Origin of the sequence: Citrobacter sp. Cs237, from assembly GCF_030332325.1 — a bacterium.
Lineage (GTDB): Bacteria > Pseudomonadota > Gammaproteobacteria > Enterobacterales > Enterobacteriaceae > Citrobacter_A > Citrobacter_A sedlakii.
The window spans coordinates 34,318-47,589 of sequence record NZ_JAOWIB010000032.1 but is presented as its reverse complement, the minus strand read 5'-3'; the positions used below and the strand labels follow the sequence as shown (position 1 = coordinate 47,589).

14 protein-coding genes are annotated in these 13,272 nt (G+C 59.9%); 12 read left to right on the top strand and 2 right to left on the bottom strand.

What is annotated here, in order from left to right; translation table 11 throughout:
- The first annotated feature begins 3 nt into the window (after nt 1-3).
- The 12 genes from eutM (at nt 4) to eutR (ending at nt 11,406) form a co-directional block, all read left to right on the top strand.
- Nucleotides 4-294 carry an ethanolamine utilization microcompartment protein EutM gene (eutM, locus tag OGY07_RS00585; protein ID WP_000387720.1) on the top strand — a complete coding sequence of 97 codons (291 nt, stop codon included), beginning with the start codon at nt 4-6 and terminating at the stop codon, nt 292-294.
- A gap of 123 nt (nt 295-417) precedes the next feature.
- Complete coding sequence (eutN, locus tag OGY07_RS00580; RefSeq protein WP_042290880.1) at nt 418-705, top strand: ethanolamine utilization microcompartment protein EutN; 288 nt, start codon at nt 418-420, stop codon at nt 703-705.
- An 11-nt stretch (nt 706-716) separates the two neighbouring features.
- Complete coding sequence (locus tag OGY07_RS00575; protein WP_286598042.1) at nt 717-2,120, top strand: aldehyde dehydrogenase family protein; 1,404 nt, start codon at nt 717-719, stop codon at nt 2,118-2,120.
- Between the two features lie 10 nt (nt 2,121-2,130).
- Entirely contained in the window at nt 2,131-2,970 is an 840-nt protein-coding gene (gene eutJ / locus OGY07_RS00570; protein ID WP_286598040.1) for an ethanolamine utilization protein EutJ, read from the top strand.
- Nucleotides 2,960-4,147, top strand: coding sequence for an ethanolamine utilization ethanol dehydrogenase EutG (eutG, locus tag OGY07_RS00565; protein ID WP_286598038.1), 1,188 nt, complete (start codon nt 2,960-2,962; stop codon nt 4,145-4,147). Before eutJ ends, eutG begins: the two co-directional genes overlap by 11 nt.
- 60 nt (nt 4,148-4,207) lie before the next feature.
- A complete protein-coding gene (gene eutH, locus OGY07_RS00560; protein WP_042290876.1) occupies nt 4,208-5,434 on the top strand; it encodes an ethanolamine utilization protein EutH in 1,227 nt (408 codons plus the stop codon).
- Nucleotides 5,431-6,834 (top strand): ethanolamine ammonia-lyase reactivating factor EutA, encoded by a 1,404-nt coding sequence (gene eutA / locus OGY07_RS00555; protein ID WP_286598034.1) that lies wholly within the window; start codon nt 5,431-5,433, stop codon nt 6,832-6,834. Before eutH ends, eutA begins: the two co-directional genes overlap by 4 nt.
- An 11-nt stretch (nt 6,835-6,845) precedes the next feature.
- The gene (gene eutB / locus OGY07_RS00550; RefSeq protein ID WP_012906585.1) at nt 6,846-8,207 is read left to right on the top strand and encodes an ethanolamine ammonia-lyase subunit alpha; all 1,362 of its coding nucleotides are present in this window, start codon (nt 6,846-6,848) and stop codon (nt 8,205-8,207) included.
- Nucleotides 8,208-8,227: 20 nt separating this feature from the next.
- Nucleotides 8,228-9,124: an ethanolamine ammonia-lyase subunit EutC gene (gene eutC / locus OGY07_RS00545; RefSeq protein ID WP_042290872.1), complete on the top strand. Its 897-nt coding sequence runs from the start codon at nt 8,228-8,230 to the stop codon at nt 9,122-9,124.
- Nucleotides 9,125-9,134: 10 nt separating this feature from the next.
- The gene (eutL, locus tag OGY07_RS00540) at nt 9,135-9,794 is read left to right on the top strand and encodes an ethanolamine utilization microcompartment protein EutL (RefSeq protein ID WP_042290871.1); all 660 of its coding nucleotides are present in this window, start codon (nt 9,135-9,137) and stop codon (nt 9,792-9,794) included.
- 12 nt (nt 9,795-9,806) lie between these two features.
- The gene (gene eutK / locus OGY07_RS00535; protein WP_181822780.1) at nt 9,807-10,307 is read left to right on the top strand and encodes an ethanolamine utilization microcompartment protein EutK; all 501 of its coding nucleotides are present in this window, start codon (nt 9,807-9,809) and stop codon (nt 10,305-10,307) included.
- 46 nt (nt 10,308-10,353) lie between these two features.
- Complete coding sequence (gene eutR, locus OGY07_RS00530) at nt 10,354-11,406, top strand: HTH-type transcriptional regulator EutR (RefSeq protein WP_181822781.1); 1,053 nt, start codon at nt 10,354-10,356, stop codon at nt 11,404-11,406.
- 64 nt (nt 11,407-11,470) lie between these two features.
- Here eutR and hemF read toward each other — a convergent pair whose 3' ends face one another.
- Entirely contained in the window at nt 11,471-12,370 is a 900-nt protein-coding gene (gene hemF / locus OGY07_RS00525; protein WP_042290866.1) for an oxygen-dependent coproporphyrinogen oxidase, read from the bottom strand.
- 2 nt (nt 12,371-12,372) lie between these two features.
- The gene (gene amiA / locus OGY07_RS00520; protein ID WP_042290865.1) at nt 12,373-13,242 is read right to left on the bottom strand and encodes an N-acetylmuramoyl-L-alanine amidase AmiA; all 870 of its coding nucleotides are present in this window, start codon (nt 13,240-13,242) and stop codon (nt 12,373-12,375) included.
- Nucleotides 13,243-13,272 lie beyond the last annotated feature (30 nt).

Genomic DNA, 13,272 nt, shown 5'->3' with positions numbered 1-13,272 from the left:
ACAATGGAAGCTTTAGGAATGATTGAAACCCGGGGCCTGGTTGCACTGATTGAGGCCTCTGATGCGATGGTGAAAGCCGCGCGCGTGAAACTGGTTGGTGTGAAGCAGATTGGTGGTGGTCTGGTGACCGCGATGGTGCGCGGCGACGTCGCGGCGTGCAAAGCGGCAACGGATGCTGGCGCCGCCGCCGCGCAGCGCATTGGCGAGCTGGTCTCCGTACATGTTATCCCACGTCCGCATGGCGATCTGGAAGAAGTCTTCCCGATCAGCTTCAAAGGCGACAGCAACATCTAAGCATGACGCGTGGTGCCGGATGGCGCTGTGCTTATCCGGCCTACGGGAGACCACCCACGGCGTTCGGATTGTGTAGGCCGGATAAGGCGCCAGGCGCGGTCATCCGGCAACAAGGAGGCGGGTATGAAACTGGCTGTCGTTACAGGACAAATCGTCTGCACCGTCCGCCATCAGGGACTGGCCCACGACAAGCTGCTGATGGTCGAGATGATTGATGCTGCGGGCAACCCGGACGGGCAGTGCGCTGTCGCTATCGACAGTATCGGCGCGGGAACCGGCGAATGGGTACTGCTGGTCAGCGGCAGCTCGGCGCGTCAGGCGCACCGCAGTGAAGCCTCGCCGGTGGATCTGTGCGTCATTGGCATCGTCGATGAAGTGGTGGCGGGCGGTCAGGTGATTTTCCATAAATAGGACTGAACATCATGAATCAACAGGACATTGAACAGGTGGTAAAAGCGGTGCTGCTGAAAATGAAGGACAGCAGCCATCCGGTGGCCGCCGTTCATGAAATGGGCGTTTTTGCCTCCCTGGATGATGCGGTGGCAGCCGCAAAAATCGCCCAGCAGGGGCTGAAAAGCGTGGCGATGCGCCAGCTTGCGATTCACGCCATTCGTGAGGCGGGCGAAAAACACGCCAGAGAACTGGCGGAGTTTGCCGTTAAAGAAACCGGCATGGGCCGTGTCGAAGATAAAGTGGCCAAAAATATCGCCCAGGCGCGCGGCACGCCGGGTGTGGAATGTCTGTCGCCGCAGGTACTGACCGGTGATAACGGACTGACCCTGATTGAAAACGCGCCGTGGGGCGTGGTGGCCTCGGTGACGCCGTCCACCAACCCGGCGGCGACGGTGATTAATAACGCCATCAGCCTGATTGCTGCCGGCAACAGCGTGGTGTTTGCCCCGCATCCGGCGGCGAAAGGCGTTTCACAGCGCGCCATCACCCTGCTCAACCAGGCGGTGGCGGCGGCGGGCGGCCCGGAGAACCTGCTGGTCACGGTGGCGAATCCGGATATCGAAACCGCCCAACGGCTGTTTAAGTACCCGGGCATCGGCCTGCTGGTGGTCACTGGCGGCGAAGCGGTCGTCGAAGCCGCCCGTAAACACACCAACAAGCGGCTGATTGCCGCAGGGGCCGGTAATCCGCCGGTGGTGGTGGATGAGACCGCCGACCTCGCGCGCGCCGCCGAATCCATCGTGAAAGGCGCGTCCTTTGATAACAACATTATTTGCGCCGACGAGAAGGTATTGATTGTCGTCGACAGCGTTGCCGACGAATTGATGCGCCTGATGGAAGGCCAACAGGCGGTGAAACTGACCGCCGCGCAGGCCGAACAGCTTCAGCCGGTACTGCTGAAAAACATTGATGAACGCGGCAAAGGCACCGTCAGCCGTGACTGGGTGGGCCGTGACGCGGCGAAAATCGCGGCAGCCATTGGTCTGAAGGTGCCTGAGCCAACCCGGTTGCTGTTTGTCGAAACGCCCGCCAGCCATCCGTTTGCCGTCACCGAACTGATGATGCCGGTGCTGCCGGTCGTACGGGTGGCAAATGTCGATGAGGCGATCGCGTTGGCGGTTGAGCTGGAAGGCGGCTGTCACCATACGGCGGCTATGCACTCGCGCAATATCGACAACATGAACCAGATGGCCAACGCCATTGATACCAGCATTTTCGTCAAAAACGGGCCGTGCATTGCCGGGCTGGGGCTGGGCGGCGAAGGCTGGACCACGATGACCATCACTACGCCAACCGGGGAAGGGGTCACCAGCGCGCGCACCTTTGTGCGTCTGCGTCGTTGCGTGCTGGTGGATGCGTTCAGAATCGTTTAAGGGATAAAACATGGCGCACGACGAACAACGCTGGCTGACGCCGCGACTGCAAAAAGCCGCGCAGCTCTGTAATCAGACGCCCGCTGACAGCGAGTCTCCGCTGTGGCTGGGCGTGGATTTGGGCACCTGCGACGTAGTGTCGATGGTCGTCGACGGCGACGCGCAGCCCGTCGCGGTGTGCCTCGACTGGGCTGACGTCGTGCGTGACGGCATCGTCTGGGATTTCTTCGGCGCGGTCACCCTGGTGCGCCGTCATCTCGATACGCTCGAAAAACGGCTCGGCTGCCGCTTCACCCATGCGGCGACCTCATTCCCGCCGGGCACCGATCCGCGCATTTCAATCAACGTGCTGGAGTCGGCCGGGCTGGAGGTGAGCCACGTGCTGGATGAACCGACTGCAGTGGCGGATCTGCTGCAACTCGATAACGCCGGCGTGGTGGATATCGGCGGCGGCACGACCGGCATCGCCATCGTGAAGCGGGGGGAAGTGACCTGGTCCGCCGACGAAGCGACCGGTGGTCATCACATTTCACTGACCCTTGCCGGAAACCGGCGCATCTCGCTGGAGGACGCCGAACAGTACAAGCGCAGCAATGCGCAGGAGATTTGGCCGGTGGTTAAGCCGGTGTACGAAAAAATGGCGGAGATTGTCGCCCGGCACATTGAAGGGCAGGGGATTAACGATCTGTGGCTGGCGGGCGGTTCCTGCATGCAGCCGGGGGTGGGCGAACTGTTTCGCCAGCGTTTCCCGACTTTACAGGTGCATCTGCCCCAACACAGCCTGTTTATGACGCCGCTGGCTATCGCTAACAGCGGGAAAGAGAAAGCGGAGGGAATCTATGCAAGCTGACTTGCAGACGGCGCTCTTTCAGGCATTCGATACCCTGAATCTGCAACGCGTGAAAACCTTTAGCGTTCCGCCGGTCACGCTGTGTGGACTCGGCGCGTTGAGCGCTTGCGGACAGGAAGCGCAGACGCGCGAACTCAGCCATCTGTTTGTGATGGTCGACAGTTTTCTGCATCAGACCGGATTGACCGCGCCGCTTGAGCGCAGCCTGGCGATGAAGGGCGTGGCGATGACGGTCTGGTCGTGTCCACCAGGAGAACCCTGTATTACCGACGTCTGTGCCGCGGTTGCGCAGCTGCGCGAGGCTAAATGCGACGGCGTGGTGGCGTTTGGCGGCGGATCCGTGCTGGATGCGGCAAAAGCGGTCGCGCTGTTGGTCACCAATCCCAGCCTGACGCTGGCAGAGATGACGGAAACCAGCACGCTGCGTCCGCGCCTGCCGCTGATCGCGGTGCCTACCACCGCCGGTACCGGATCGGAAACCACCAACGTCACGGTGATTACCGACGCGGCGAGCGGGCGCAAACAGGTGCTGGCGCATGCTTCTTTGATGCCGGATCTGGCGATTCTTGACGCCGCGCTGACCGAAGGCGTGCCGTCATCGGTCACGGCAATGACCGGTATTGATGCGCTCACTCACGCGGTGGAAGCGTACAGCGCGCTGAATGCCTCCCCGTTTACTGACAGCCTGGCGATTGGCGCGATAGCGATGATCGGCAAATCACTGCCGAAAGCGGTGGGCTACGGACACGATCTCGCCGCGCGCGAAAGTATGCTGCTTGCCTCCTGTATGGCGGGAATGGCGTTTTCCAGCGCCGGACTGGGGCTGTGCCATGCGATGGCGCACCAGCCGGGGGCGACGCTGCACATCCCTCACGGCCAGGCGAATGCCATGCTGCTGCCAACGGTGATGGGGTTTAACCGAATGGTGTGCCGTGAACGCTTTACGCATATCGGGCGGGCGTTGACCAATAAGAAATCGGACGATCGCGATGCCATCACGGCGGTGAGCGATCTGATCGCCGAAGTGGGCCTGACGACGCGCCTCGGCGACGCAGGCGCGGAAGCAGCACATTACAGCGGCTGGGCGACGGGGGCGCTGGAGGATATTTGTCTGCGCACCAACCCACGCACCGCCAGCCGGGAACAGATTATCGACCTGTACACGGCGGCACATTAACAGCCTGATAAGCGCAGCGCCATCAGGCCCACGAATCACAAAAGACAGGGAGTAGAGGCTATGGGAATTAACGAAATCATCATGTACATCATGATGTTCTTTATGCTGATTGCCGCCGTGGACAGGATCCTGTCACAGTTCGGCGGTTCAGCGCGTTTCCTCGGAAAATTCGGCAAAAGCATTGAAGGGTCCGGTGGACAGTTTGAAGAAGGTTTTATGGCGATGGGCGCTCTGGGGTTGGCCATGGTCGGTATGACCGCGCTGGCGCCGGTGTTAGCGAAATTGCTCGGACCGGTGATTATTCCACTGTATGAAATGCTCGGTGCGAACCCGTCAATGTTTGCCGGTACGCTGCTGGCCTGCGACATGGGCGGTTTCTTCCTCGCCAAAGAGCTGGCGGGCGGCGATGTGGCGGCGTGGCTATACTCAGGGTTAATTCTCGGCGCGATGATGGGGCCAACCATCGTCTTCTCTATTCCGGTGGCGCTGGGGATCATTGAGCCGTCTGACCGCCGCTGGCTGGCGCTCGGCGTGCTGGCGGGCATCGTGACGATCCCCATCGGCTGTATCGCCGGGGGGCTGGTGGCAATGTATTCCGGCGTTGAGATCAACGGTCAGCCGGTGGAGTTTACCTTCGCGCTGATCCTGATGAACATGATCCCGGTGATCATCGTTGCGGTGCTGGTGGCGCTGGGGTTGAAGTTCATTCCGGAAAAGATGATCAGCGGCTTCCAGATCTTCGCCAAATTCCTCGTGGCGCTGATCACTATCGGCCTGGCGGCGGCGGTGATCAAATTCCTGCTCGGTTGGGATCTGATCCCAGGACTTGATCCGATCTTCATGGCCCCTGGCGACACGCCCGGCGAGGTGATGCGCGCCATCGAAGTGATCGGTTCTATCTCCTGCGTGCTGCTCGGCGCTTATCCGATGGTGCTGTTGCTGACCCGCTGGTTCGAAAAACCACTGATGCGCGTCGGCGGCCTGCTCAAAATCAACAATATGGCGGCGGGCGGCATGGTGGCGACGCTGGCGAACAATATCCCGATGTTCGGCATGATGAAGCAGATGGATACCCGCGGCAAAGTGATCAACTGCGCATTCGCTGTTTCTGCCGCCTTCGCGCTGGGCGACCACTTAGGCTTCGCGGCAGCCAACATGAACGCGATGATTTTCCCGATGATTGTCGGCAAGCTCATTGGCGGCGTCACGGCGATTGGCGTGGCGATGATGCTGGTGCCAAAAGATGAAAATGTCCCGGCAGAAATCGACGTGGAGGCGCAATCGTGAACACTCGCCAGCTACTGAGCGTTGGTATCGATATTGGCACCACCACCACCCAGGTGATCTTCTCACGACTGGAACTGGTCAACCGCGCGGCGGTGTCGCAGGTGCCTCGTTACGAATTCATCAAACGCGAAATTAGCTGGCAAAGCCCGGTTTTCTTTACGCCTGTCGATAAGCAGGGTGGGTTAAAAGAGGCCGAACTCAGGGCATTAATCCTTGAACAATACCAGGCGGCCGGCATCGCGCCGGAAACCGTGGACTCCGGGGCGATCATCATCACCGGCGAGAGCGCGAAAACCCGCAATGCGCGCGGGGCGGTAATGGCGCTGTCGCAGTCGCTCGGCGACTTTGTCGTCGCCAGCGCCGGTCCCCATCTGGAGTCGGTGATTGCCGGACACGGCGCGGGCGCGCAAACCCTTTCAGAGCAGCGGATGTGTCGGGTGCTCAATATCGACATCGGCGGCGGGACGTCGAACTACGCGCTGTTTGATGCCGGAAAGGTCACCGGTACCGCCTGCCTGAATGTGGGGGGCCGTCTGTTGGAAACCGACGGCCAGGGACGCGTGGTTTACGCTCACCAACCCGGTCAGAAGATCGTCGCAGCGCTGTTCGGCGAAGGAACTGACGCCCGCACACTTACTGTGGCGCAGGTCGTTGAGGTGACGCAGCGGATGGCGGAACTGATTGTGGAAATCATTGACGGCACGCCGTCACCGCTGGCGCAGGCGCTGATGCAAACCGCGCTGCTGCCTGCCGGGGCGAAACCTGATGTGATTACGCTTTCCGGCGGGGTGGGCGAATGCTACCGCAACCTGCCCGCCGATCCGTTCTGTTTTGCTGACATCGGACCGCTGTTAGCGACGGCGCTGCACAAACATCCCCGCCTGCGGGAGATGAACGTTCAGTTTCCGGCGCAGACCGTACGGGCCACGGTGATCGGCGCGGGGGCGCATACGCTGTCGCTGTCCGGCAGTACGATTTGGCTGGACGACGTTCAACTGCCGCTGCGCAATCTGCCAGTGGCGATCCCGCAGGATGACGCGGATCTGTTGCATGCCTGGCAGCAGGCGCTCATTCAACTCGATCTCGATCCCCAAAACGACGCTTACGTGCTGGCGCTGCCCGCCTCGCTTCCGGTGCGTTACGCCGCGTTACTGTCGGTCATCGACGCGCTGACCGCCTTTGTCGTGCGTTTTCCCAATCCGCATCCCCTGCTGGTGGTGGCCGAGCAGGATTTTGGTAAAGCCCTGGGCATGTTGTTGCGCCCGCAGTTACAGCAACTCCCGCTGGCGGTCATCGATGAGGTGGTCGTGCGCGCGGGGGACTATATCGACATTGGTACGCCTCTTTTTGGCGGATCGGTTGTGCCGGTGACGGTGAAATCACTCGCATTTCCTTCCTGAGGGAACGACTTATGAAACTAAAGACCACATTGTTCGGCAATGTATATCAGTTTAAGGATGTAAAAGAGGTGCTGGCAAAGGCCAACGAACTGCGTTCGGGGGATGTGCTGGCAGGCGTCGCAGCGCAAAGTTCGCAGGAGCGCGTGGCGGCGAAACAGGTACTGTCAGAAATGACAGTGGCGGATATTCGCAATAATCCGGTGATTGCTTATGAGGAGGACTGCGTGACGCGTCTGATTCAGGATGACGTCAATGAAACCGCTTATAACCGCATTAAAAACTGGAGCATCAGCGAACTGCGCGAGTACGTGTTGAGCGACGAAACATCCGTTGACGACATCGCTTTTACCCGTAAAGGGCTCACCTCTGAAGTGGTGGCGGCGGTGGCGAAAATTTGTTCCAACGCCGATCTGATTTACGGCGGCAAGAAAATGCCGGTGATTAAAAAAGCCAATACCACGATCGGTATTCCAGGCACCTTTAGCTGCCGCTTACAACCGAACGACACCCGCGACGATGTGCAGAGTATTGCCGCGCAAATCTATGAAGGGCTTTCTTTTGGCGCAGGCGATGCGGTGATTGGCGTCAACCCGGTCACCGACGACGTGGAAAACTTAAGCCGCGTACTGGATACCGTTTACGGCGTCATCGACAAGTTCAACATCCCGACCCAGGGCTGCGTGCTGGCGCATGTGACGACCCAGATCGAAGCGATCCGTCGCGGCGCGCCGGGCGGGCTGATCTTCCAGAGTATTTGCGGCAGCGAGAAGGGATTAAAAGAGTTTGGCGTCGAGCTGGCGATGCTGGATGAAGCGCGCGCGGTGGGGGCGGAATTCAACCGCATCGCCGGGGAAAACTGCCTGTACTTTGAAACCGGGCAAGGTTCGGCGCTTTCCGCTGGCGCTAACTTTGGCGCGGATCAGGTGACAATGGAAGCGCGTAACTACGGGCTGGCGCGGCACTACGATCCGTTCCTCGTTAATACGGTGGTGGGCTTTATCGGGCCGGAGTACCTCTATAACGATCGCCAGATTATCCGTGCGGGCCTGGAAGATCACTTTATGGGCAAGCTGAGCGGCATTTCGATGGGCTGCGACTGCTGCTACACCAACCATGCCGACGCCGATCAGAACCTCAACGAAAACCTGATGATTCTGCTCGCCACCGCCGGCTGCAACTACATCATGGGCATGCCGCTCGGCGACGACATCATGCTCAACTATCAGACCACCGCCTTCCACGACACCGCAACCGTGCGCCAGCTGCTGAACCTGCGCCCGTCGCCGGAGTTTGAACGCTGGCTGGAAACGATGGGCATTATGGCAAACGGTCGTCTGACCAAACGGGCGGGCGATCCGTCACTGTTCTTCTGATGACGCGGGGATGAGACACCATGGATCAAAAACAGATTGAAGAAATTGTACGTAGCGTGATGGCGTCAATGGGCCAGGATGCGCCACAAACCGCCGCGCCGTCCGCGCAGGGATGCCATAAGCCACAGTGCGCGGCGCCTGTCGCCAGCGAAAGCTGTGAGGTCGATTTAGGATCCGCACAAGCGAAAGCGTGGATTGGCGTTGAGCATCCGCACCGCGCCGACGTGCTCACGGAGCTGCGTCGTAGCACCGCCGCGCGGGTTTGCACGGGGCGCGCCGGGCCGCGCCCACGCACCCAGGCGCTGCTGCGCTTTCTCGCCGATCACTCGCGTTCGAAAGACACGGTGCTGAAAGAAGTGCCGGAAGAGTGGGTGAAAGCCCAGGGGTTGCTGGAGGTGCGTTCGGAAATCAGCGACAAAAACCTGTATCTGACCCGCCCGGACATGGGGCGTCGGCTGAGTCCGGAAGCGGTCGAGGCGCTGAAAGCGCAGTGCGTGATGAATCCGGACGTGCAGGTGGTGGTATCCGACGGTCTTTCCACTGATGCGATCACGGCCAACTATGAGGAGATTTTGCCGCCCCTTCTCGCCGGGCTGAAGCAGGCGGGGCTGAAGGTCGGCACGCCGTTCTTTGTGCGCTATGGCCGCGTGAAGATAGAAGATCAGATCGGCGAGATCCTCGGTGCTAAGGTGGTTGTCCTGCTGGTCGGCGAACGTCCTGGGCTGGGGCAGTCAGAAAGTCTCTCCTGCTACGCGGTCTATTCCCCGCGTGTGGCGACCACCGTGGAAGCCGATCGCACCTGTATTTCGAACATCCACCAGGGCGGCACCCCGCCGGTCGAAGCGGCCGCCGTCATTGTCGATTTGGCCAAACGCATGCTGGAGCAAAAGGCGTCCGGCATCAACATGACCCGTTAAAGGAGGCATCATGCCAGCATTAGATTTGATTCGACCCTCGGTCAGCGCGATGCGCGTGATTGCTTCCGTAAACGACGGGTTTGCGCGCGAACTGAAATTACCGTCGCATATACGTAGCCTCGGTCTCATCACGGCAGACTCTGACGACGTGACGTATATTGCCGCAGACGAAGCGACGAAACAGGCGATGGTGGAAGTGGTGTATGGCCGCTCGCTATACGCCGGCGCTGCCCACGGCCCGTCGCCTACCGCCGGAGAAGTGCTGATTATGCTCGGCGGACCAAACCCGGCGGAGGTTCGCGCCGGACTGGACGCGATGGTCGCCCATATTGAAAGCGGCGCTGCGTTCCAGTGGGCGAACGATGCGGAAGATACGGCATTTCTCGCGCACGTGGTGTCGCGCACCGGTTCGTATCTCTCGTCAACCGCGGGGATTGCGCTGGGCGATCCGATCGCTTATCTGGTTGCGCCGCCGCTCGAAGCGACCTTTGGTATTGATGCGGCGATGAAATCTGCCGATGTTCAACTGGTGACCTACGTGCCGCCGCCGTCGGAAACCAACTATTCCGCTGCGTTTTTAACCGGGAGCCAGGCGGCCTGTAAAGCGGCGTGCAATGCCTTTACCGATGCGGTTCTGGATATCGCCCGTAGTCCCATCCAGCGCGCGTAACGGAGGTTGCCGATGATCAATGCGCTGGGATTACTGGAAGTGGAGGGCATGGTCGCGGCGGTGGATGCCGCGGATGCCATGCTGAAAGCCGCCAACGTCACGCTGCTGAATCACGAAGTGCTTGACCCTGGCAAGGTGACGCTGGTAGTGGAGGGCGATCTGGCGGCCTGTCGGGCGGCGCTGGATGCCGGAAGCGCCGCGGCGCAGCGCACCGGACGCGTCATCAGCCGAAAAGAGATTGGTCGGCCCGAGGATGACACCCAGTGGCTGATCGGCGGGTTTCAGCGTGCATCGGCGCCTCCCGCGCCGAAAACGGCGCCGCAGCCGCCTGGCGTACCAGACAACGCCGATGCGCTGTTGGCAAAACTCGCCGGGGTGCGTCAGGGCATGACGGCGGGCGAGGTCGCCGCGCACTTTGGCTGGCCGCTGGAGCAGGCCCGGGCGGCGCTGGAGCAGCTTTTTACGGACGGGGCGTTGCGTAAACGCAGCAGTCGCTATCGCATAAAAAATTAATCTGTCGGAGGGCCGGGCGTCTCAACAGGCGTCCGGCATAAAGATCATGAAAAAGACCCGTACAGCTAACTTGCACCATCTTTATCATGAAGCATTACCCGAAGACGTAAAACTGACGCCGAAGGTGGAAGTGGACAACGTTCACCAGCGGCGAACCACGGACGTGTATGAGCACGCCCTGACCATTACCGCCTGGCAGCAGATTTACGATCAACTGCATCCCGGCAAATTTCATGGCGAGTTCACGGAAATCCTGCTCGATGATATTCAGGTGTTCCGTGAATACACCGGACTGGCGCTGCGCCAGTCGTGTCTGGTCTGGCCGAACTCTTTCTGGTTTGGTATTCCGGCGACGCGCGGCGAGCAGGGGTTTATTGGCAGCCAGTGCCTCGGCAGCGCGGAGATTGCGACCCGGCCGGGTGGTACCGAGTTTGAACTGAGTACCCCGGACGATTACACCATTCTTGGGGTGGTGATTTCGGAAGATGTGATCTCCCGGCAGGCCAACTTTTTACATAACCCGGAGCGGGTGCTACATATGCTGCGCAGCCAGGCGGCGCTGGAGGTCAAAGAGCAGCACAAAGCGGCGCTGTGGGGCTTTGTTCAGCAGGCGCTGGCGACGTTTAGCGAGAATCCGGAGAATCTCCATCAGCCCGCCGTACGAAAAGTGCTTGGCGATAACCTGCTAATGGCGATGGGGACGATGCTGGAAGAGGCGCAGCCAATTCATACGGCGGAAAGCGTTAGCCATCAGGGCTACCGCAGGCTGCTGTCGCGGGCGCGGGAGTATGTGCTGGAAAACATGTCTGAGCCGCTGACGGTGCTGGATCTGTGCAATCAACTGCACGTCAGCCGTCGCACGTTGCAGAATGCGTTTCACGCTATTTTGGGGATTGGCCCAAACGCGTGGTTGAAAAGGATCCGCCTGAACGCGGTGCGCCGCGAACTGATCAGTCCGTGGTCGCAAAGCGCCACGGTCAAGGACGCCGCGATGCAGTGGGGATTCTGGCACTTGGGCCAGTTCGCCACCGACTACCAGCAGTTGTTTGCCGAGAAGCCGTCGTCGACGTTACATCAACGCATGCGCCAGTGGATGTGAGGCAATGGCGGCTGCGTGATTGCCGCATGGCGCGCCGCTTATCCAGCCTGCGAAGCGGCGCGACTCACACCCAGTCGCGTACCTGAATAAAGTCACTCAATGCGGCTTCCGGGCTACCGTCTTCCGGCTGCCAGTCGTACTCCCAACGCACCAGCGGCGGCATCGACATCAAAATCGATTCGGTGCGTCCGCCTGTCTGTAACCCAAACAGGGTACCGCGATCCCAGACCAGGTTAAATTCCACATAACGCCCGCGACGATACAACTGGAAGTTACGCTCGCGCTCGCCCCAGGGCATCGCTTTGCGACGTTCGACGATCGGCAGGTAGGCGTCGGCATAACCGTTCCCCACCGCCTGCATAAAGGCGAAACAGCGATCGAAATCCGGTGTGTTCAGATCGTCAAAAAACAGCCCGCCGATGCCGCGCTGCTCATTGCGATGCTTCAGGAAAAAGTAGTCGTCACACCATTTTTTATAGCGGGGGTAGAGCTCGTCGCCAAACGGCAGACACAGATCGCGCGCGGTCCGGTGCCAGTGAACGGCATCGTCGGCAAAACCGTAGTAGGGCGTGAGGTCAAAACCGCCGCCGAACCACCAGACCGGATCGGCACCGGGCTTTTCGGCAATAAAAAAGCGCACGTTAGCGTGGCTGGTGGGAACGTACGGGTTGAGCGGGTGCACCACCAGCGAGACGCCCATCGCTTCGAAACTGCGTCCGGCCAGCTCAGGACGATGGGCCGTGGCGGAAGCGGGCATCGCCTCGCCATGGACATGGGAAAAATTTACGCCCGCCTGCTCAAAAATGCCGCCGTTACGCAGTACCCGACTGCGTCCACCGCCGCCAGCTTCACGCTGCCAGCTGTCTTCAATGAATGTCGCGCCGTCAATGGCGCTGAGCTGCTGGCAAAGGGTGTCCTGCAGGGTCAGCAGGAACTGTTTAACGCGTTGTGCATCGGGTTTCATATTCAGCGTTTCTTCGAATGAGCTTTCTGGTTATCGAACCAGTGGAAATAACTGACGACGCCATTGGCGATGGCGGTCGCGATTTTCTGCCGGAACGCCGCAGTGCCCAGCAGTCGCTCTTCTTCCGGATTCGTGATAAAGGAGGTTTCTACCAGCACCGACGGTATTGATGGTGATTTTAGCACCACAAACGCCGCCTGTTCCGTGGAACGGCTGTGCAGCTTGTGCACGGGTTTGATCTTCTTAAGAATGTGCGATCCAAGCGTCAGGCTGTTTTTAATGGTGTCCGTCTGCACCAGGTCGAACAACACCTGTTGTAACAGGTGATCCCTGTCGGTGGTTTTTTTACCGGCCACCTCGTCGGCGCGGTTTTCGCGGTCGGAAAGGTATTTCGCCATTGCGCTACTGGCGCCGCGATTAGACAATGCGAACACTGACGCGCCTGAGGCGCTTGGGTTCGTAAAACCGTCGGCGTGGATCGACATAAACAGATCGGCGCCGTGCTTATGAGCGATTTCCACGCGATCGTACAGAGGGATAAACGTATCCCCCGAACGCGTCAGGCGGCAGTCGATTCCCTGGCTGCGTAATATTGAACGCACATTTTTGGCGATCGCCAGCACGACATGTTTCTCTTTCGAGCCGTTGCGACCAATCGCGCCGGTATCAATGCCGCCGTGGCCGGGGTCCAGCACCACGATCCGCTTGCCGCCCGATTTTTTTTTCGCGGGCTGGCTGTGTCCGTTGCTGGTTTTCAGGGGAGCTTCTTTTGCTGTGGCGTGGGTCATCCCCGAAATGGTCAGGGCAGCCAGCCCGGCTTTCAGCACCTGGCGGCGCGATGTGAGTGTTTTTAGGGGTTTAAAAGTGCTCATACGGCCTGAGTTGTAAAAATATTTAATCCA

Bases quoted from the DNA above. Each gene is read 5' to 3' on its own strand.
- eutM (WP_000387720.1), top strand. From the start codon at position 4: ATGGAAGCTTTAGGAATGATTGAAACCCGGGGCCTGGTTGCACTGATT.
- eutN (WP_042290880.1), top strand. From the start codon at position 418: ATGAAACTGGCTGTCGTTACAGGACAAATCGTCTGCACCGTCCGCCAT.
- OGY07_RS00575 (WP_286598042.1), top strand. From the start codon at position 717: ATGAATCAACAGGACATTGAACAGGTGGTAAAAGCGGTGCTGCTGAAA.
- eutJ (WP_286598040.1), top strand. From the start codon at position 2,131: ATGGCGCACGACGAACAACGCTGGCTGACGCCGCGACTGCAAAAAGCC.
- eutG (WP_286598038.1), top strand. From the start codon at position 2,960: ATGCAAGCTGACTTGCAGACGGCGCTCTTTCAGGCATTCGATACCCTG.
- eutH (WP_042290876.1), top strand. From the start codon at position 4,208: ATGGGAATTAACGAAATCATCATGTACATCATGATGTTCTTTATGCTG.
- eutB (WP_012906585.1), top strand. From the start codon at position 6,846: ATGAAACTAAAGACCACATTGTTCGGCAATGTATATCAGTTTAAGGAT.
- eutC (WP_042290872.1), top strand. From the start codon at position 8,228: ATGGATCAAAAACAGATTGAAGAAATTGTACGTAGCGTGATGGCGTCA.
- eutL (WP_042290871.1), top strand. From the start codon at position 9,135: ATGCCAGCATTAGATTTGATTCGACCCTCGGTCAGCGCGATGCGCGTG.
- eutK (WP_181822780.1), top strand. From the start codon at position 9,807: ATGATCAATGCGCTGGGATTACTGGAAGTGGAGGGCATGGTCGCGGCG.
- eutR (WP_181822781.1), top strand. From the start codon at position 10,354: ATGAAAAAGACCCGTACAGCTAACTTGCACCATCTTTATCATGAAGCA.
- hemF (WP_042290866.1), bottom strand. From the start codon at position 12,370: ATGAAACCCGATGCACAACGCGTTAAACAGTTCCTGCTGACCCTGCAG.
- amiA (WP_042290865.1), bottom strand. From the start codon at position 13,242: ATGAGCACTTTTAAACCCCTAAAAACACTCACATCGCGCCGCCAGGTG.